The organism is Microbulbifer maximicatervae (SeqCode) (genome assembly GCF_052467065.1).
In genome coordinates this window covers 2,616,938-2,633,861 of the sequence record NZ_CP174299.1, presented here as the reverse complement: position 1 = coordinate 2,633,861, position 16,924 = coordinate 2,616,938, and the positions used below count along the sequence as shown (strand labels likewise).

Annotated in this window: 15 protein-coding genes; 11 read left to right on the top strand and 4 right to left on the bottom strand. The window is 49.6% G+C overall.

Going from position 1 to position 16,924, the window contains the following annotated elements; translation table 11 throughout:
* Nucleotides 1-87 precede the first annotated feature (87 nt).
* Nucleotides 88-1,266: an enoyl-ACP reductase FabV gene (gene fabV / locus ACJJI1_RS11655; RefSeq protein WP_444956727.1), complete on the bottom strand. Its 1,179-nt coding sequence runs from the start codon at nucleotides 1,264-1,266 to the stop codon at nucleotides 88-90.
* A 480-nt stretch (nucleotides 1,267-1,746) separates the two neighbouring features.
* Between fabV and ACJJI1_RS11650 the strand changes: the two genes are divergently transcribed.
* The 3 genes from ACJJI1_RS11650 to ACJJI1_RS11640 all read left to right on the top strand — a co-directional run bounded on the left by ACJJI1_RS11650 (nucleotide 1,747) and on the right by ACJJI1_RS11640 (nucleotide 3,624).
* Nucleotides 1,747-2,175 (top strand): acyl-CoA thioesterase, encoded by a 429-nt coding sequence (locus ACJJI1_RS11650; RefSeq protein ID WP_444906363.1) that lies wholly within the window; start codon nucleotides 1,747-1,749, stop codon nucleotides 2,173-2,175.
* Between the two features lie 79 nt (nucleotides 2,176-2,254).
* On the top strand, nucleotides 2,255-2,827 hold the full coding sequence (locus tag ACJJI1_RS11645) for a tRNA-(ms[2]io[6]A)-hydroxylase (protein WP_444956726.1): 573 nt from the start codon (nucleotides 2,255-2,257) through the stop codon (nucleotides 2,825-2,827).
* A gap of 86 nt (nucleotides 2,828-2,913) precedes the next feature.
* Nucleotides 2,914-3,624, top strand: coding sequence for a DUF2238 domain-containing protein (locus ACJJI1_RS11640; protein ID WP_444906365.1), 711 nt, complete (start codon nucleotides 2,914-2,916; stop codon nucleotides 3,622-3,624).
* Nucleotides 3,625-3,633: 9 nt separating this feature from the next.
* Here the strand turns inward: ACJJI1_RS11640 and ACJJI1_RS11635 are convergent, their stop codons facing one another.
* On the bottom strand, nucleotides 3,634-4,110 hold the full coding sequence (locus ACJJI1_RS11635) for an Lrp/AsnC family transcriptional regulator (protein WP_444956725.1): 477 nt from the start codon (nucleotides 4,108-4,110) through the stop codon (nucleotides 3,634-3,636).
* 177 nt (nucleotides 4,111-4,287) lie between these two features.
* On the opposite strand from ACJJI1_RS11635, the gene ACJJI1_RS11630 reads away from it, so the two are divergent.
* On the top strand, nucleotides 4,288-5,961 hold the full coding sequence (locus tag ACJJI1_RS11630; protein ID WP_444956724.1) for an aminotransferase class V-fold PLP-dependent enzyme: 1,674 nt from the start codon (nucleotides 4,288-4,290) through the stop codon (nucleotides 5,959-5,961).
* A gap of 19 nt (nucleotides 5,962-5,980) precedes the next feature.
* On the opposite strand, the gene ACJJI1_RS11625 is transcribed toward ACJJI1_RS11630, so the two are convergent.
* Together ACJJI1_RS11625 and ACJJI1_RS11620 are read right to left on the bottom strand one after the other, a co-directional pair.
* The gene (locus ACJJI1_RS11625) at nucleotides 5,981-6,883 is read right to left on the bottom strand and encodes a universal stress protein (protein ID WP_444956723.1); all 903 of its coding nucleotides are present in this window, start codon (nucleotides 6,881-6,883) and stop codon (nucleotides 5,981-5,983) included.
* On the bottom strand, nucleotides 6,883-8,385 hold the full coding sequence (locus ACJJI1_RS11620) for a SulP family inorganic anion transporter (RefSeq protein ID WP_413664447.1): 1,503 nt from the start codon (nucleotides 8,383-8,385) through the stop codon (nucleotides 6,883-6,885). Before ACJJI1_RS11620 ends, ACJJI1_RS11625 begins: the two co-directional genes overlap by 1 nt.
* Before the next feature lie 372 nt (nucleotides 8,386-8,757).
* Between ACJJI1_RS11620 and ACJJI1_RS11615 the strand changes: the two genes are divergently transcribed.
* The 7 genes from ACJJI1_RS11615 (at nucleotide 8,758) to ACJJI1_RS11585 (ending at nucleotide 16,823) form a co-directional block, all read left to right on the top strand.
* Entirely contained in the window at nucleotides 8,758-10,038 is a 1,281-nt protein-coding gene (locus ACJJI1_RS11615; protein ID WP_444926717.1) for an efflux RND transporter periplasmic adaptor subunit, read from the top strand.
* Between the two features lie 82 nt (nucleotides 10,039-10,120).
* The gene (locus ACJJI1_RS11610; RefSeq protein WP_108731860.1) at nucleotides 10,121-10,822 is read left to right on the top strand and encodes an ABC transporter ATP-binding protein; all 702 of its coding nucleotides are present in this window, start codon (nucleotides 10,121-10,123) and stop codon (nucleotides 10,820-10,822) included.
* Between the two features lie 12 nt (nucleotides 10,823-10,834).
* Nucleotides 10,835-12,148, top strand: a complete 1,314-nt coding sequence (locus tag ACJJI1_RS11605; protein ID WP_444956722.1) for an ABC transporter permease — start codon at nucleotides 10,835-10,837, stop codon at nucleotides 12,146-12,148.
* A 9-nt stretch (nucleotides 12,149-12,157) separates the two neighbouring features.
* A complete protein-coding gene (locus tag ACJJI1_RS11600) occupies nucleotides 12,158-13,366 on the top strand; it encodes an ABC transporter permease (protein ID WP_444956721.1) in 1,209 nt (402 codons plus the stop codon).
* A gap of 134 nt (nucleotides 13,367-13,500) precedes the next feature.
* Nucleotides 13,501-14,040, top strand: coding sequence for a nuclear transport factor 2 family protein (locus ACJJI1_RS11595; RefSeq protein WP_444956720.1), 540 nt, complete (start codon nucleotides 13,501-13,503; stop codon nucleotides 14,038-14,040).
* A gap of 102 nt (nucleotides 14,041-14,142) precedes the next feature.
* Nucleotides 14,143-15,495: a sigma-54-dependent transcriptional regulator gene (locus tag ACJJI1_RS11590; protein ID WP_444956719.1), complete on the top strand. Its 1,353-nt coding sequence runs from the start codon at nucleotides 14,143-14,145 to the stop codon at nucleotides 15,493-15,495.
* The gene (locus tag ACJJI1_RS11585) at nucleotides 15,495-16,823 is read left to right on the top strand and encodes a sensor histidine kinase (RefSeq protein ID WP_444906374.1); all 1,329 of its coding nucleotides are present in this window, start codon (nucleotides 15,495-15,497) and stop codon (nucleotides 16,821-16,823) included. The genes ACJJI1_RS11590 and ACJJI1_RS11585 overlap by 1 nt, the downstream gene beginning before the upstream one ends.
* The last annotated feature ends 101 nt before the right edge of the window (nucleotides 16,824-16,924 follow it).

The following is a 16,924-nucleotide window of genomic DNA, read 5'->3' as shown; positions in this document are numbered from 1 at the left end:
ACCGGATTATGCAGCTTTGCTAGGAAGAGTTGTAGGAGTGCGTTACGGAAGGGGAAACGGGACTCCCAAATGGAGTCCCGCATAAAATCAGTCGAATTTGGTATCTACCATGGGTGAGGTGTCTGCATCGTAATCAATGCCATTAACACCAAATCCAAACAGCTTGAGGAAGTCCGCCTGATAGCCCTTGAAGTCAGTCAAGTCAAACAGGTTCTCAGCAGTTACCTCTGGCCAGAGCTTTTCGATCTTCGCCTGAGTCTCAGGGCGCAGCTCTTTCTCGTCCATACGTAAACGGTTCACATTATCGAGACGTGGAGTATCGGTATAGAGCCCCTCAGTGTAGAGGCGGTATAGCTGTTCGATACAGCCCTCATGAGTCCCCTCTTCTTTCATGATTTTGTACGCAAGAGAGATATAGAGTGGCATCACCGGAATAGCAGAGCTGGATTGGGTAACCAGCGCCTTCAAAACGGCAACGTTAGCCGCAGCCTTACCGTTATCGGTGATCGCTTTTGCCGCGCGATCAAGATCTTCTTTAGCTTTACCGATAGTCGCGTGACCATAAATCGGCCAGGTCAACTTTTCACCGATATAGGTATAAGCCACAGTTTTGCAGTTATCAGCCAATACCCCGGCATCACCGAGGGCCTGCATCCACAGTTCCCAGTCTTCACCACCCATAACCTTGACGGTATTTGCGATCTCTTCGTCGCTCGCCGGCTCCAAAGTAATATCGGAGATCTCCAGCTTGTCAGTGTTCAGATTCTTGGCAGTGTAAGATTTGTTAATGGGCTTGAGGACAGAGCTATACAGCTCACCGCTTTTCGGATCTGTGCGACGCGGGGATGCCAAGCTGTAAACCACGAGATCAACCTGACCGAGGTCTTCTTTGATCATCTCTACAGTCTGGGCTTTCACCTCATCAGAAAAAGCATCGCCATTGATACTCTTTGCGTAAAGCCCCGCTTTGTGGGCCTCCTGCTCAAAAGCTGCGGAATTGTAATAACCCGCAGAAGCCGTGCGCTTTTCAGTAGGCGGCTTCTCGAAGAACACACCAAGGGTGCTTGCGCCGCAACCAAAAGCAGCTGTAATTCGTGATGCCAGGCCGTAGCCTGTGGAGGCACCTATCACCAGCACCTTTTTGGGCCCATTTTCGACCGCTGGCTGGGACTGAATATACTCAATCTGCTCGCGTACGTTAGCAGCGCAGCCCTGCGGGTGGGCATTGGTACAAATAAAACCGCGTACTTTCGGCTGGATGATCATCCTTACAGTCTCTCCCTTCGTCTTTTGGGAATCGTTGTTACCTGATTACAGATACGCTGGTGGCGCTCCGGAGAACTATCAACCCAAGGTCGTGAGTGCGACGCCTGGGTCAGGTTCGTGGGCCATTCTAATCTCTGTCGCCGAGGAGTCCCATAGCGGTATTTCCCACAATCGATAGATGACGTCCAAAATATCTACTATCCCGGCCAAAGCGCCACATCTTGTTCAAAACCCAAACAGGAAATCGATATTTCCTGACTTTCCTGCACATAAACGGGGCTACAGTGATTAATGTCGCGCCAAGCCGGTGCCACAAAAGGGCTAATTGACATATTTCCACAGGAAAATTCATCAACTGCGCTTTTTCTGGCTTGGCACGCTGTATGCAGTCTCACCAGTGAAGGAAGCTTTTCGCTGTCATACAGCAAGCCAGGGATGGCTCTAGCGTTGTTCAACCTGTAGTAAGTTAGGAAGGTCAGAGTGAAATACTATTCGCGACACTGTGTGAAACCCGGAGACCTCAATCCCGCCCAGCGCCTGTTTGGCGGACAGCTACTGTCCTGGATTGATGAGGAAGCGGCAATCTTTGCCGGCTGCCAGATGGGTACTCCAATGCTGGTCACCAAACTGATGTCGGAAATTGACTTCGTCAGCTCCGCTTGCTGCGGTGATGTGGTGGAGTTTGGATTCGAAGTGGTTGGTATCGGCCAAACCTCTCTCACAGTCCATTGTGAGGTTCGCAACAAACAGTCACAGCAGCTGATTGTGCAAGTAGACCAAATTGTTTTTGTCGCGCTGGACGCACATGGCAAGCCCACCCCTCACGCAAAGGCCGGCATGTCCCTGGAACAGGCCCGAATTGTTACTCAACAAGAGCGGGAGGTTCGCGAACGCAGAATTGCCAGCTGACTCTACCCCGGAGCAATAACGCTCTAGAGCAGTGAACCGGTGGCGGTATACTGACGCTTTGCACTAACCGCCATCGACTATGTTTGAACTGCGATTTCACACCCCCAAACCCTGGGCTCAAGTGGTGCTCGCCGACTTTGATCGATTCCTGCAAGACCATGCTGCCGCAGAGAAAAAGGCCTCCGGCATGGCGGTATCCATGTTCTCTCACTATCCCGACAAGCCCGTTTCAGTGGAAGCCATGATCAACCTGGCACTGGAAGAAATGAACCACTTCCGCCAGGTTATCAAGATTATGCATGATCGAGGGATCTACCAGGCACCGGATGTGAAAGACCCGTATATCAACACCCTGCGCCAACTGATTCGCCGGGGGCCCGATGAATACTTGATGGACCGCCTGCTCACCGCAGCGATTATCGAAGCGCGGGGGTGTGAGCGCTTTGGACTGGTGGCTGAAGCTCTGCCAGCTGGCCCCCTGAAGACCTTCTACCAGGTCATCACCGATAGTGAAGCTCGCCACCACGAACTATTTGTCGAACTCGCGCTGGAGTACTTTCCCCGCGAAAAAGTGGAAGCGAGGCTATCTGAATTACTCGACGAGGAAGCCGCGATTACCGCCGCACTCCCACACCGCGCGGCATTGCATTAGCGGACCGTAATTCAACGCAATTCCTATTCCCCTCCAATGGTGTATCCTGGCGCCAATCTCTAGCCCGACGTAGAGGCGCCAAACATATGCAGACTTTCCTTCGCCAACACTGGTTCCATCTGTTCTTATTGACCACATTTGCCATTACCTGGGCCTGGTCTGCCTGGAACCCCCTGCACCCCGATGACTGGTTGCTGGAGAATTATCTGGTATTTGCCGCTCTACCGATCATTTTGATCAGTGCACGGAGTTTTCCCTTATCGAATATCTCCTATACATTGATCACCATCTTCATGTGCCTTCATGTGATCGGCTCTCACTACACCTATGCCGAAACTCCTTTTGGCTACACCTTGCAGGAATGGCTGGGCTCCGATCGCAATATGTACGACCGCCTGGTGCATTTCAGCTTTGGCCTTCTCCTGGCCTATCCGGTGCGAGAGGTTCTTGTGCGCCTGGCTCAGCTGCGTGGATTCTGGGCCTATTTCTTCCCGGTAGACGTGACTTTTGCGCTCTCATCAATCTACGAAATCATTGAGTGGCAAGCGGCAAAAGCTGTCTCTCCAGAATTGGGCGCAGCCTTCCTCGGCTCTCAAGGAGATATTTGGGATGCGCAGAAAGACATGCTGCTAGCGGGGCTCGGCTCTATCACCACCATGCTGGTGGTACTCGCCCTGAACCTGTGGTTGAACTCCAACGCCTGGAGTGAGATTCGCAACAGCCTTAAGGCCCCCCCGGGTGACAGCGCCCTGGGAGAAACTCGATTGCGCCACTGGTGGAGTAATCGACGCGGCTAGAGTCCAGCCCTATTTGGACAGTGCATGATTTAGCGGTAAACGGGTTGTCTGCTTCATCGTCTCCATTACAAAACTGGAGCTGACATCAAACAGGTCGGCCTTGATCAGTTCCTTATAGAGACGATCGTAGCCAGGCATATCGGTGACTACCGCTTTGATCAGATAGTCCAAATCTCCACTCATACGATGGACCTCAAGAATTTCAGCCACCCCCTGTACCAGTTCGCTAAAACGGGCGGCCCACTGATCGTTGTGCTGGTTGGTACGAATTGAGATATAAACCGTCAGCGGCAAGTTCAGTTTTTGCTGATCGAGGAGGGTAACCCTGTCGCAAATCACCCCCTCATTCTCAAGACGCTGAATGCGGCGCCAACATGCCGACTTGGACATCCCAACCCGCTCGGCAATATCCCCCACTGACAGGGTCGCATCAGCCTGCAACAGCTCGAGTATTGGCCTATCCAGTTTGCTTAATCCTTCAGTCATCACTCAGTCCCCGCCTCGCCCAATCACACAAAATGACGCTTTATGGCACAGTTTTACGATTTAAACCTTATTATCGGCACAGTCATTCATAAATTACATAATAAAAGATACAAGTAGAGACATTGTTTCAAGCATTCGGGACTAAAGTGAGCCCCACAAAACAGGGGAAAGGAAATCATGACAGACCTGATAAAGCACATCCGCGACTCGGTAATCGGCGATATGCAAGCAATCGTGACGCCGTTTGGAAAACGTCCTCTGGTGTACGCCGATTACACAGCTTCCGGTCGTGCACTGACATTTATCGAAGAGACTATCCGCCAGCAGGTACTGCCCTTCTATGCCAATACCCACAGCGAGAGTTCCTATACCGGTGCCCATACCACCGCGCTACGAGAGCAAGCCCGTGAAGAAATTCGTCAGGCAGTCAACGCCAGCGATAACCATAAAGTGATTTTTTGTGGTTCTGGTGCAACAGCGGCGATCAACAAATTGATCGATATTCTCAACTTGCGCCTGCCCGCAGACCTGGATAGGCAACACCAGCTCTTAAGTAGAATTCCCGAACATGATCGCCCGGTTATTTTTATCGGCCCATACGAGCACCACTCCAATGAACTCCCCTGGCGAGAGAGCATTGCCGATTTGATCGCTATTCCACTGGATCAAAGTGGCAAACTTGACCTTGAAGTACTGGAATCAGAACTGCGTGCCCATGCCCATAGACCATTTAAAATCGGCAGTTTTTCTGCGGCCTCTAACGTAACCGGAATCAAAACAGATGTAGAGGCAGTGACTGCACTCCTTAAAAAACACGGAGCTTTATCATTTTGGGACTACGCCGCCGCAGCACCCTATGTGCAAATTAATATGCAAGGGCCTGCAACGCCGGATAGCCACTACCAAAAGGATGCCGTGTTTATCTCCCCGCACAAATTTATCGGAGGACCTGGCACCCCAGGTATTCTGGTTGTACACGAAGATCTGCTGAAAAATTCGGTACCTGCCACACCGGGAGGAGGTACCGTCCTTTATGTCACGCCGGAAGATCACCGCTATCTGGAAGACGCCGAGCGCAGTGAAGAGGGCGGCACTCCAGCCATTATCGAGTCGATCAGGGCCGGTATGGTTTTCAAACTTCAACAGACGGTGGGCGCAAAAGAGATTGGTCGACGCGAAGCCCAATTTTTACAGCGGGCACTGCAACGCTGGTCGGAGGAAGAGGCCATTGAGATACTCGGCAATACTGACTCTGCGCGACTATCCATCATCTCCCTGCAAATTAAATGGAACAATAAGGACCTTCACTACGGTTTTGTGGTGGCATTGCTCAATGACCTATTTGGTATTCAGGTTCGCGGAGGCTGCTCCTGTGCCGGTCCCTATGGGCACGCTTTATTGGGCATCGATATGGACCATAGTAAATCCCTGGAAGAACAAATCCTGCAAGGTTACAAGGTACTGAGGCCCGGTTGGATAAGACTCAATTTTAACTATTTTATCAGCGAGGAGGTCTTCGAATACTTATTGGAGGCAGTGGCCCTGGTCGCTAAATACGGCTGGAGATTGTTGCCGTTTTACCGTTTTGACCCACTCACCGGCGTATGGAGATATCAGGATAAGAAAATGAGGACATCGCTTGATATTTCTCAGCTGACATTTACTGAGAAAGACACGCAACAAGAGCAGGAAAACCGTTGCAACTTAGATCTTAAGAGCTATTTAATGATGGGAGAAAAAGAGCTTCGCAAAGTTGGTCGCGAAGCCCATTTCTACGATTTAAGACTACCCGATGAGGCAGAACCCCTACGCTGGTTTGCCAGCACCCGGGAAGCGGCACTGGCACTTTAAGTGGGAAGCGAAGGGGCTTCTACCGCAACAGCAACAGAGGCTGGCGGGCTTTCAACAACATTTTTACAGTGATGCTTCCCATCAGAAGGTCGTGCAGGCGGTTGTGACTGAAAGCTCCCATCACAGTTAGGTCAATCTGGTGCTCGGTTTGATAGGCCACCAAAGCTTCAACGGTATTGCCGGTGAGATTACTGGCAGTGCAAGTGAGCCCTGCAGAATCCAGTTTGGCCGAGGCTTCAGCCAACAAATTCTCCGCAGTTTCAGCGGGCCCTACATAGACAAGGTGACAGGAGAGTTCGCGAAATAATGGGCTCTCTGCAACCATCGCCAATGCCTTGCACGAGGCCTCACTGCCATCGTAGGCAAGCATCACCCTGCTGGGCTCTGTGAAGTCCCGATTGACCACCAGAATCGGCTTGTGCAGTGAGCGCACCACTGTCTCCAGGTGAGAGCCAAGTCCACGCTCAGAATCCCCGTGCTCTTCACCGCGAATTCCCAATACCAGCGCGCGAATGGAGTCTTCCATTTCCACCACTGATTCTGTCAGGCTGTCGTGACGCTGGCAGGCTTTGATATTTTGCACACCGGCATCTTCCGCGCGGCTACGGGCGGCCTGTAGCATCAGCTTGCCCTGCTGCACCATTAACTGCGCCCGCTGCCGCTCCAGCGCAGTTAACTCTTCCAGCAACTCCTCCTGACTTCCCAGGCCAATACTGCCGGTAAAATCGGTTACCGCAGGGACACTGCTTCTTTCGATGTTGTGCAACAGCTTCAGCGGTGCTTGCAGGCTCCTGGCCAGCCAGGCCGAGTAATCACACACAGCTCCAGTGTAATGAGAGCCATCGATACAAGAGAGTATCAATGGCGCCTTGCCGCCATTACCTGTGTTCTCATTGTTATTTTCGCTGTTGCTTACGGCCATCAATGTCCTCCAAGAACCCGCTCAATTTCCTCGGGCTTATCGTGTACACCAAAACGGTCGACGATCGTTTCACTGGCCTCATTCAGTCCTACCAGCTCAACTTGTGCTCCCTCGCGGCGGAACTTAAGCACCACCTTATCCAGCGCATTAACCCCGGAAACATCCCAGAAATGCGCGCGGTTAAGGTCGATCACCACCGTATCCACCACCTCTTTGAAATCAAATGAAGCGGTAAACTTATCGGCTGAATTGAAAAATACCTGCCCAATGACCTTGTAAGTGCGGCGACTCTGCTTTTCATCCAGGGAGCTGCTCACATACATAAAGTGACTGACTTTGTTGGCAAAGAAGAGCGATGCCAACAGCACACCGACAAATACACCATAGGCCAGGTTGTGAGTCCACACTACCACAACCACAGTGGCCAGCATGACCAAATTTGTAGAAAGTGGGTAGTGCTTCAGGTTGCGGATGGAGCCCCAGTCAAAGGTGCCGATAGAGACCATAATCATGACTGCCACCAGCGCCGCCATGGGGATCACAGCAACCCAGTCACTGATAAACACTACCAGTGTCAGCAGACCGATACCGGCCACCAGAGTGGAAAGACGGCCGCGGCCACCGGATTTCACATTAATAACAGACTGGCCGATCATCGCACAGCCAGCCATACCACCCAGGGTACCCGCAGCAATATTGGCAATACCCTGACCTTTACACTCGCGGTTCTTGTCACTGGTAGTATCGGTCAGGTCGTCGACAATCGTCGCCGTCATCAGGGATTCGAGCAAGCCCACAACGGCCAGACCTGCGGAGTAGGGAAAGATAATCTGCAGGGTTTCAAAGTTAAGCGGAACTTCTGGCCAGAGGAAAACAGGCAGAGTATCCGGCAGCTCACCCATATCGCCGACAGTGCGAATATCCAATCCCATCGTCACCGCCACTGCGGTGAGGAGCAGAATACACACCAGCGGTGATGGCACAGCCTTGCCAATCACGGGGATATAAGGGAACAGGTAAATAATCCCCAGACCCGCCGCCGTCATTGCATAGACTTCCCAGGTGCCGCCGATCAATTCCGGCATTTGTGCCAGGAATATCAATATTGCCAGGGCATTGACGAACCCTGTCACCACAGCCCGGGAGACAAAACTCATTAAGCTCCCCAGCTTCAGGTAACCCGCAATAATCTGCAGTACCCCCGTCAATAAGGTTGCCGCAAGCAGATATTGCAACCCGTGTTCTTTCACCAGGGTCACCATCAGCAGAGCCATGGCCCCGGTGGCAGCGGAGATCATTCCCGGGCGACCGCCGACAAATGCAATCACAACGGCGATACAGAAAGAGGCGTAGAGGCCGACTCTGGGGTCAACGCCCGCGATAATCGAGAAAGCGATGGCTTCGGGTATCAAAGCCAGGGCCACTACCAGGCCGGCGAGAACATCCCGACGTATGTTGCCGAACCAGTCGGCTTTGGTCGATGAGAGCAGCGAAGGAAACATAGGAGACAGCTAATTAAATTGAGATTGATCAAAAAAAGGCCGCGCACTCTACCATAAACGGCAGCAACCCCGCATGGCGTAGCCTCCCTCTCACCACTTTTCCTCTGACAAATATCAGAACTGTCCACTGCCGTACGACCGTGGACAAAGCGGACACCGGACACTTTTTGCGGACACCATCAAGAAAACCAAAAACTACAAAATTTCAAAAAATTCCTTTTATTTCAACAGGTTAAATAAAACTTAATTGTTGGCATGCTTATTGCGATACCCCTCCTAACAAGCAGATTCTTAACTCTGAATCCAAATTTCTAAAAGCCTGCATCCAAATAGCAATGACAGGCAAAACAGTAAGAGAAACGGAAAGCCGCAATGATTAGAGATACTTCCGGACAAGATACCAAGATAGAAGCCGTGCCGGTTTGGAAGAACAAAAAGGTCGTCAAAGCCTCGGTATTTGCCGGTTTGACAGTGGCATTCCTGACCTGGGGTATCAACTCCTGGCACAGCAATAGCTCTGTCGACAGCACCCTCTCCCTGTCTCAAGTCAATATCGCCCAGGTCCAGCGAGGAGACCTGGTGCGGGATCTGGTGGTTCAGGGCCAAGTGGTCGCCGCAAACAGCCCCACGCTTTTCAGCCCAGCCCAGGGCATTGTGAAGTTTGCAGTGAAAGCTGGGGATACCGTTGACGAAGGGCAATTGCTGGCCACCGTCGACAGCCCGGAACTATCCAATCAGCTGGCCCAGGAAAACGCCCAACTCAACCAGCTGACGGTGAACCTGCAGCGCCAAAAAATCCAGGCCAAACGCCAGCATATGGAAAACCAGCAAAAGGCCGACCTAGCCAAAGTCAACCTCACCGCTGCCAAACGAGAATTGAGACGTGCAGAGCTGTCTATGGAAAAGCAAATTATCTCGCGGCTGGATTTTGAAAAAACCAAGGACGATATGGCCCGTGCCCAGCTGGAGTACGAACAAGCTGTACAAAATGCGGGACTGGAAAAAGAATCACTGACCTTTGAAACCCAAAACCTGGAACTCCAGGTCTCACAACAACGCCTTCAGGTAGAAGAAACTGAGCGCCGTGTACGCGAGCTGAACATTATCTCACCGGTCAACGGCACCGTCGGTAGCTTAGCTGTGGCGCAGCGCAGCGCAGTGGGCGCCAATGCGCCTCTTATTACAGTTGTCGATCTCACCAGTTTTGAACTCGAGGCCAAAGTGCCGGAAAACTATGCCGACGACCTGGGTATCAGCATGGCCGTGGTAATCAAGCTCGGTGGAAAAGAATTACCAGGGGAAATTACTGCAATCTCCCCCGAGGTCATAAACGGCCAGGTGGTCGCACGGGTTCGTTTCACTGAGAGTCAGCCGAAAAAGCTTCGACAAAATCTCCGCCTCACCGCCCGCATACTGCTGGAAAATCGCAATAACGTACTGTTGGTCAAACGCGGTGGCTTCCTCGATCAAAGCGGTGGCAACCATGCCTTTCGTTTGAACAGCGAACAACAGGCAGAGCGAGTTTCCATCCAGATAGGCGCCTTTGGCTTAAAACAGGTAGAGATTATCTCAGGCCTACAAGAGGGAGACAGAATCATTATCTCCTCTTCCGAGGAACTCGAAAATGCCCAGCTAATTGCGCTGACAGATTAACCCCGAATTCAAATTGGAGCTCGGTATAGCTCCCTAGTAAATCAATCAATAATTTAAAGTTAAAGAAAAAGGGAATATTGCAATGTTGAAAATGAACAATATCCGTAAAAGTTTCCGTACCGATACTATCGAAACTCATGCGCTGCGCGATTTCAGCCTTGAAGTTAAGGAGGGTGAGTTTGTTTCTGTAACCGGCCCCAGTGGCTCCGGTAAAACCACCTTTCTCAATATTGCCGGCCTACTGGAAACGCCCACCAGTGGAGAGTACCTGCTCGACGGTGAGAATGTCAGTAATCTCAATGACCGCCAGCGCTCACACCTGCGCAACGAAAAAATAGGCTTTATTTTCCAGGGGTTTAACCTGATTCCCGACCTAACCTTATTCGACAATATCGACGTTCCCCTGCGCTATCGTGGTTTCAATGCAAAAGAACGTCGCAAGCGTATTGAAAAAGTGCTCGAGCAGGTAGGCCTTTCTGCACGTGCTAAACACCTGCCGGCACAGCTCTCCGGTGGACAGCAGCAACGTATCGCTATCGCCCGCGCTTTAGCTGGCGAACCCCGTTTTCTGCTTGCAGATGAGCCCACCGGTAACCTCGACTCCTTAATGGCCCGCCAGGTAATGGAGCTACTGGAGTTTATTAACGAGTGGGGAACCACCATCGTAATGGTTACCCACGATCCAGAACTCGCACGCCGTGCCCACCGCAACATCCAGATTGTAGATGGACAGGTTTGCGATTTACGTGCGGTCCCCGAGCAGCCTGCTGCCGTTACTGCTTAAGGAGACTGCATCATGTTTGGATACTATATTTCCCTGGCCCTACGAAGTTTGCGCGGAACCCCAATTTTAAGCAGCTTAATGGTTGCCGCTATTGCAGTCGGTGTCGGCGCCTCTATGACGGTGCTGACCCTGAACTACACTATGTCCCAGAATGCTTTAAAGCACAAAGACGACGTTCTCTTTGCCGTACAGCTAGACAGTTGGGATGTTAATAAAGCTTACAAAAGTAAGAATGAAATACCCTGGCAGCTGACCTATCGGGACGCCGAAGCGTTATTGCGCTCAGATATTCCCACCCGCCAAGTTGCCATGCATCGCTACGGTTTTACCGTTGAGATTGAAAACTCTGCTATTAGACCTTTTGAATCACATACCCGGGTAACTACCCGAGACTTTTTCGCTTTGTTCGATGTGCCCTTTATTTATGGCGGCACCTGGGAGGAGTCTGCTGATAGCTCTCCTACTCAAGTAGTTGTGCTTTCCAAGCCGACAAATGACAAGCTTTTCTCTGGTCAAAATAGCGTTGGAAAGACAATAAAACTCAACGACGAACCCTATACGGTAGTGGGCGTTATCGACACTTGGGAGCCCTCACCAAAGGTATATGATGTCAACAACAGCCCGTTTGATACAGTAGAAGAGTTATTCATACCCTTTGGCTTACACCGCAAGTTGGAAATTCACAGCTGGGGCAACACCAATGGCTGGGACAATGCCGATCCGCAGGGATATGAAGAGTTTATACAGAGTGAATATCTCTGGGTTCAATACTGGGTTGAACTTACAACTAGCGAACAAAAAGCACAGTACGAAAATTTTCTTCACGCTTATATTCAGCAAGAGAAAGCTCAAGGACGTTTCGAGCGACCACTAAAGTTTGCCTTGAGTAAGCCATCTGAGTGGTTGGTTCTCAATGAGGTACTCAGCGATGACAACCGCATTCTTGGGTGGGTTTCTTTGGCGTTTCTCTTGGTATGTATTATCAATGCCGTTGCATTATTGTTGGCAAAATTTCTACGCAAAGCACCAGAAGCTGGTGTACGTCGCGCCTTGGGAGCAAGTAGAAGTGCGATTTTCACCCAGCACTTAATTGAAAGCGCAACCATAGGAATCATCGGCGGAGTAGCAGGTATTTTTCTCGCCATACTCGGCCTTAGCGGCATTCGCTACCTGGCCATGGGCCAAATCGACACACTCCCAACTATGGATTGGGTCATGATGGTTGCGGCTATTGGCCTGGCTATTGTCGCAAGCCTATTGGCAGGTTTCTATCCAGCATTGAAGATCAGTCAAACCAACCCTTCTATCTACCTGAAAACCCAGTAAGGCCTGACCATGCTTGAATTAAAACCGATGCTGTCCGCCCTCTGGCGCAACAAAGTTTCTGCACTGCTGATTGCCCTTCAGCTTGGCTTAACCCTGGCAATTATCAGCAACACAGCAATAATAATCCAAGATAGAGTAGAAAAGATAAACCGGCCCACAGGAATCGATGTCGACAACATTATTACTATTGGATTCATGGCAATACCAAAAGACTACGACACAATTGGGGCGGTACGAGCCGATTTGGGGATTCTCCGTCAACTTCCAAATGTTGTCGATGCTTCGATCACTCAACAAATCCCTCTATCGCAATCAGGATCGTCTTCGGTATATCACAATAAAGCCAATCAGGAAATCGGCGGAGAAGGAGCCAACTACTATCAAGTTGATCCACACTTTATTAACACCCTCAATTTAAATTTAGTCGCAGGTCGTAACTTTACCGAAGCCGATATGCAGGCCAGCAACTCTCACGAGGCTACAAAAAAACCTGTTGTCATTATCACCCAGCAACTTGCTGACAAGTTCTACCCCAATCAGGATCCTATAGGGCGGCCAATTTTCTCCGGTGGTAGCTCTGAACCGATGGAAATAGTCGGAGTTGTAGAGCGGCATCTGGGAGCCTGGGTTGGATGGTCCAAAGCTGGCAATGTGATGTTTTACCCAGAAATAAAAAATAGGCGTTATGCAAAATATATAGTGCGTACTGAACCAGGCAAACGCGATGAAGTAATGAAGGTGTTAGCTGACAAGCTTTCTGAACGAGACCCTCAGCGAGTAATCTCTGTCGAACCACTCTCCAAGTATGTCAAGCGCAGCTATGCTATCGACAATATGATGGTTAAAGTACTTTCTATTGTTGCAGCCATGTTGAGCTTTATTGTAGCTCTTGGCATTGTAGGTCTAACCATTTTCTGGATTAATCAAAGGGCCAAGCAGATTGGTGTTAGACGTGCATTAGGCGCTACCCGTACCAATATCAGCCGGTATTTCCTTATAGAGAATGGAATGATAGCGAGCCTGGGTATCGCAGTGGGAAGTGCAGCGGCACTGATTGCCAATCAATATATGGTTCGCGATTACTCACAGCCTACTTTAACAATTGTACCTCTAGTTATTTGTGCGCTACTGGTTCTCTTAGTCAGCCTTGTAGCTGCACTTGCTCCAGCACTACGAGCAGCCAATATATCGCCGGCGACAGCCACCCGAAGTATTTAAACAACAACCTTTAGGGGGTGAGCTAATTGCTCACTCCCAAGATAACGTAAAAGTTTTCCTCATTCATTTTCATGGTTTATCTGCCACATTCGGTCGACATACTCCCCAGTAAAAAAACAATAGGGACATTGATCTTGTTTAAAAAAATATCTTCTTTCTTTTTTATGGGGCTAACCTTTCTAAGTCCCACCTCACAAGCTGAAAAACATCCGGTTATTGCTGGTCCAATAGCAACTGAAAAACTTGTACAACAAATTACTAGAGCCGACCAACGCTTATTTGATGCATTATTCAATAATTGTGATCTAAGAGAAGCACAAAACCTGGTGACCGATGACTTTGAAATGTACCATGACAAGTGGGGTCAAACAGCAAAGTCTGGAGAAGAGTTTGTCAAGGCCATTACCAATATGTGTAAACAGCGTGAAAATGGAAGTGGTATTCGTGCACGTCGTGAATTGGTAATCGAGAGCACTAAAATCTACCCAGTCAACCATTATGGCGCTATTCAATCTGGCACCCATCGATTTTACGGCATCAATGACGACAAATCTGAAGTCTTACGGGAAATTTCTCAGTTCACTCATCTCTGGAAACAGGTAGATGGAGAGTGGCAGCTAGCTAGGGTGCTCAGCTTCGACCATAAACCTGCCGAGCAACATATCGGCCACTAGCTCTTCCAGATCTATTTGTGGCAGGGAAAACCTGCCACAAGCATTCCCCCTCGCCATCAACACATTGCATAATAGGCGCCTTAATAGCGTGTCTTAGAAACTATGGACAAAGTACTTATTATTGATGACAACAGCAGTATCGTTTCCGCCCTGGAGATCCTGTTGTCCCTGCATGACTTGCAGCCACTTTGTGCGATTACTCCTCAAGCCGGACTACAACTGCTACGAGAGAACAGCGATGTCAGCCTGGTTATCCAGGATATGAACTTCACCGCTGATACAACCTCTGGACAAGAGGGAAAAGAACTCTTCTTTGCGATTCGGGAAATAAATCCGGACCTTCCGATTATCCTGCTAACCGCTTGGACTCAACTGGAAATGGCCGTCGAGTTAGTCAGAGCTGGTGCTGCTGATTACCTGGGTAAGCCCTGGGATGATAATAAACTAATATCCACAATAAACAATTTATTGGAGCTGGGAGAATTACAAAAGCGCCAGCAGGCATCCCAGCAACAAGCTTTGAATGCTCGCAGCCAATTACGGGAGGACTTTTTACTACAAGGCATAATTTACCGCAGCGATAAAATGCAAAAGCTGTTGGAGATGGCCACTCAAGTAGCGAAATCTGAAGTTCCCATCCTGATCACAGGGCCAAATGGGGCCGGCAAAGAGAAGATTGCTGAAGTTGTCCAGGCAAACTCTTCATCTAGAGAAGGGCCTTTTATTAAAGTTAATGTGGGTGCACTGCCAGAAGATCTGATGGAAGCAGAGCTGTTCGGAGCCGAACCTGGAGCCTATACCGGCGCCGGCAATCGGGCACGGGAGGGCAGGTTTGAAGCCGCCAATGGCGGCACCCTATTTCTCGATGAGATTGGCGAGCTGTCACCCAGTGGCCAGGTGAAACTACTGCGCGTACTACAAACCGGGGAATTCCAGCGTTTAGGCAGCAGCCAAACCCGCAAAACCAAAGTTCGGGTAATCAGTGCTACCAATAGAGATCTCCACAAGGCTATCGAGGAAGGCAAGTTTCGCCAGGATTTATTTTATCGACTCAATGTTATAGAGCTGCGCCTTCCGCCACTGCATGAGCGCCCTGAGGACATCGCCCCCCTCGCAATGAGCTTCCTCGCAGAAAGTAGCAACTCCAAAAAACTATCTCCTCAAGCATTAAATGCCCTTACTCGCTATCATTGGCCCGGCAATGTACGGGAGCTGCAAAATGTTATGCAGCGAGCGGCCGTCCTAAGTCAGGAGGATACTATCGATGAAGCCGTCCTGGCACTTCCTGAGCAAATGACAACCGATAAAGTGGAAGTGAGTTTTGAGCCCAGCCGCGAGTTGCTACAAGAGACACTATCCAACTGCAATGGCATTATTGCCCAGGCTGCGCGAGAACTCGGCATGAGCCGCCAAGCACTATACCGCCGCCTGGAAAAACACGGTATACCCTATTGATGTCGAAATATTTTTCACTTGAAGGCCGCCTTATTGCAACAGCGGCCATTCCCTTAGTCGCCGGTATTACCATATCCTGGCTCGGTACTCGGGCTGGTTTTAGCCCATCACTCGCCTGGTCAGCGGGACTTATCATTTCATTGCCGTTATTAATTGTACTGGTTCGCCTTATAATTGCCCCCCTAACTAGCACCCTGAAATCATTACAAAACGGCCTGCTAAATTTCCGTGACGGCGATTTCTCAATCTCCCTAGTACATCCCAAGGATAGTGAACTCCGACAAATAACAATTCTCTATAACGAGATAGGGGAACACTTACGCAAGGAACGTGCCCATATTTATCAACGGGAACTCCTTTTGGATACGGTTATCCAAACATCACCCCAAGCTCTTCTACTGGTGGATCAAAACGATCGTATTATTTATTCAAACAGTAGTGCCAAGCAACTTCTTAACAATGGAAGGCCAATACAAGGACTACTATTACAGAAGCTTTTATCCAAGAGTCCCAAAGAAATTGCCAGCGCCATTAACAGTTGGAAGAATGGACTGTTTAATTATGCCGACATCAATGGTCCCCACTCCATGCATATCGGAAACAGTACTTTTGTTTTAAACACACAAAAACACCGACTAATCGTTTTACGCGAAATGACCCGTGAGCTAACTCGTGCAGAAGTAGAAGTTTGGAAAAAAGTTATCCGTTTGATCAGCCATGAGCTGAATAACTCTCTAGCCCCAATTTCATCACTCGCGCATTCTGGAAAAATGCTGGTAACAAAACCTGGAAAAGAACAGGCCTTGGAGAAGGTTTTCGATATTATTGCAGACCGCTGTAAACACCTGACAGAGTTCACTCAGGGATACGCCTCTTTTGCCAAACTTCCCGCTCCAAGCTGTGAGACTATTAGCTGGCAGGAGCTAGTCAATCGCATAATGCCAATTCAAGCTTTTTCCCTTAAGGGAAGCCTGCCAGATGAACCCGGCTACTTTGACCCCATCCAAATAGAGCAAGCCCTACTAAATCTAATTAAGAATTCACGAGAAGCTGGTAGCGACAGCAAAGATATTGAACTTGAAGTTAGCACCGACAGTTTTGGACAGAAGCTAGTACTTTCCGACCGAGGCTGCGGGATGAGTGAGAAAGTACTTGAGCAGGCACTACTCCCCTTCTTCTCAACAAAAGAGCAAGGCGTAGGCTTGGGATTAGCTCTATGTAGAGAAATCATTGATGCGCATGATGGACATATTCAGCTTTTAAACCGCCCTAATGGAGGCTTACAGATTTGCCTTTGGATGCCCTGGAAAACCAAAACACATAAGTGAGCAACACCTTACATTATCAACCCCCTGTTATTGATAAACTAATGAGTTTTTACTTTTAAAAAACACTATAAAATCACGTAAAAGTAATACTAAGGTGTAAA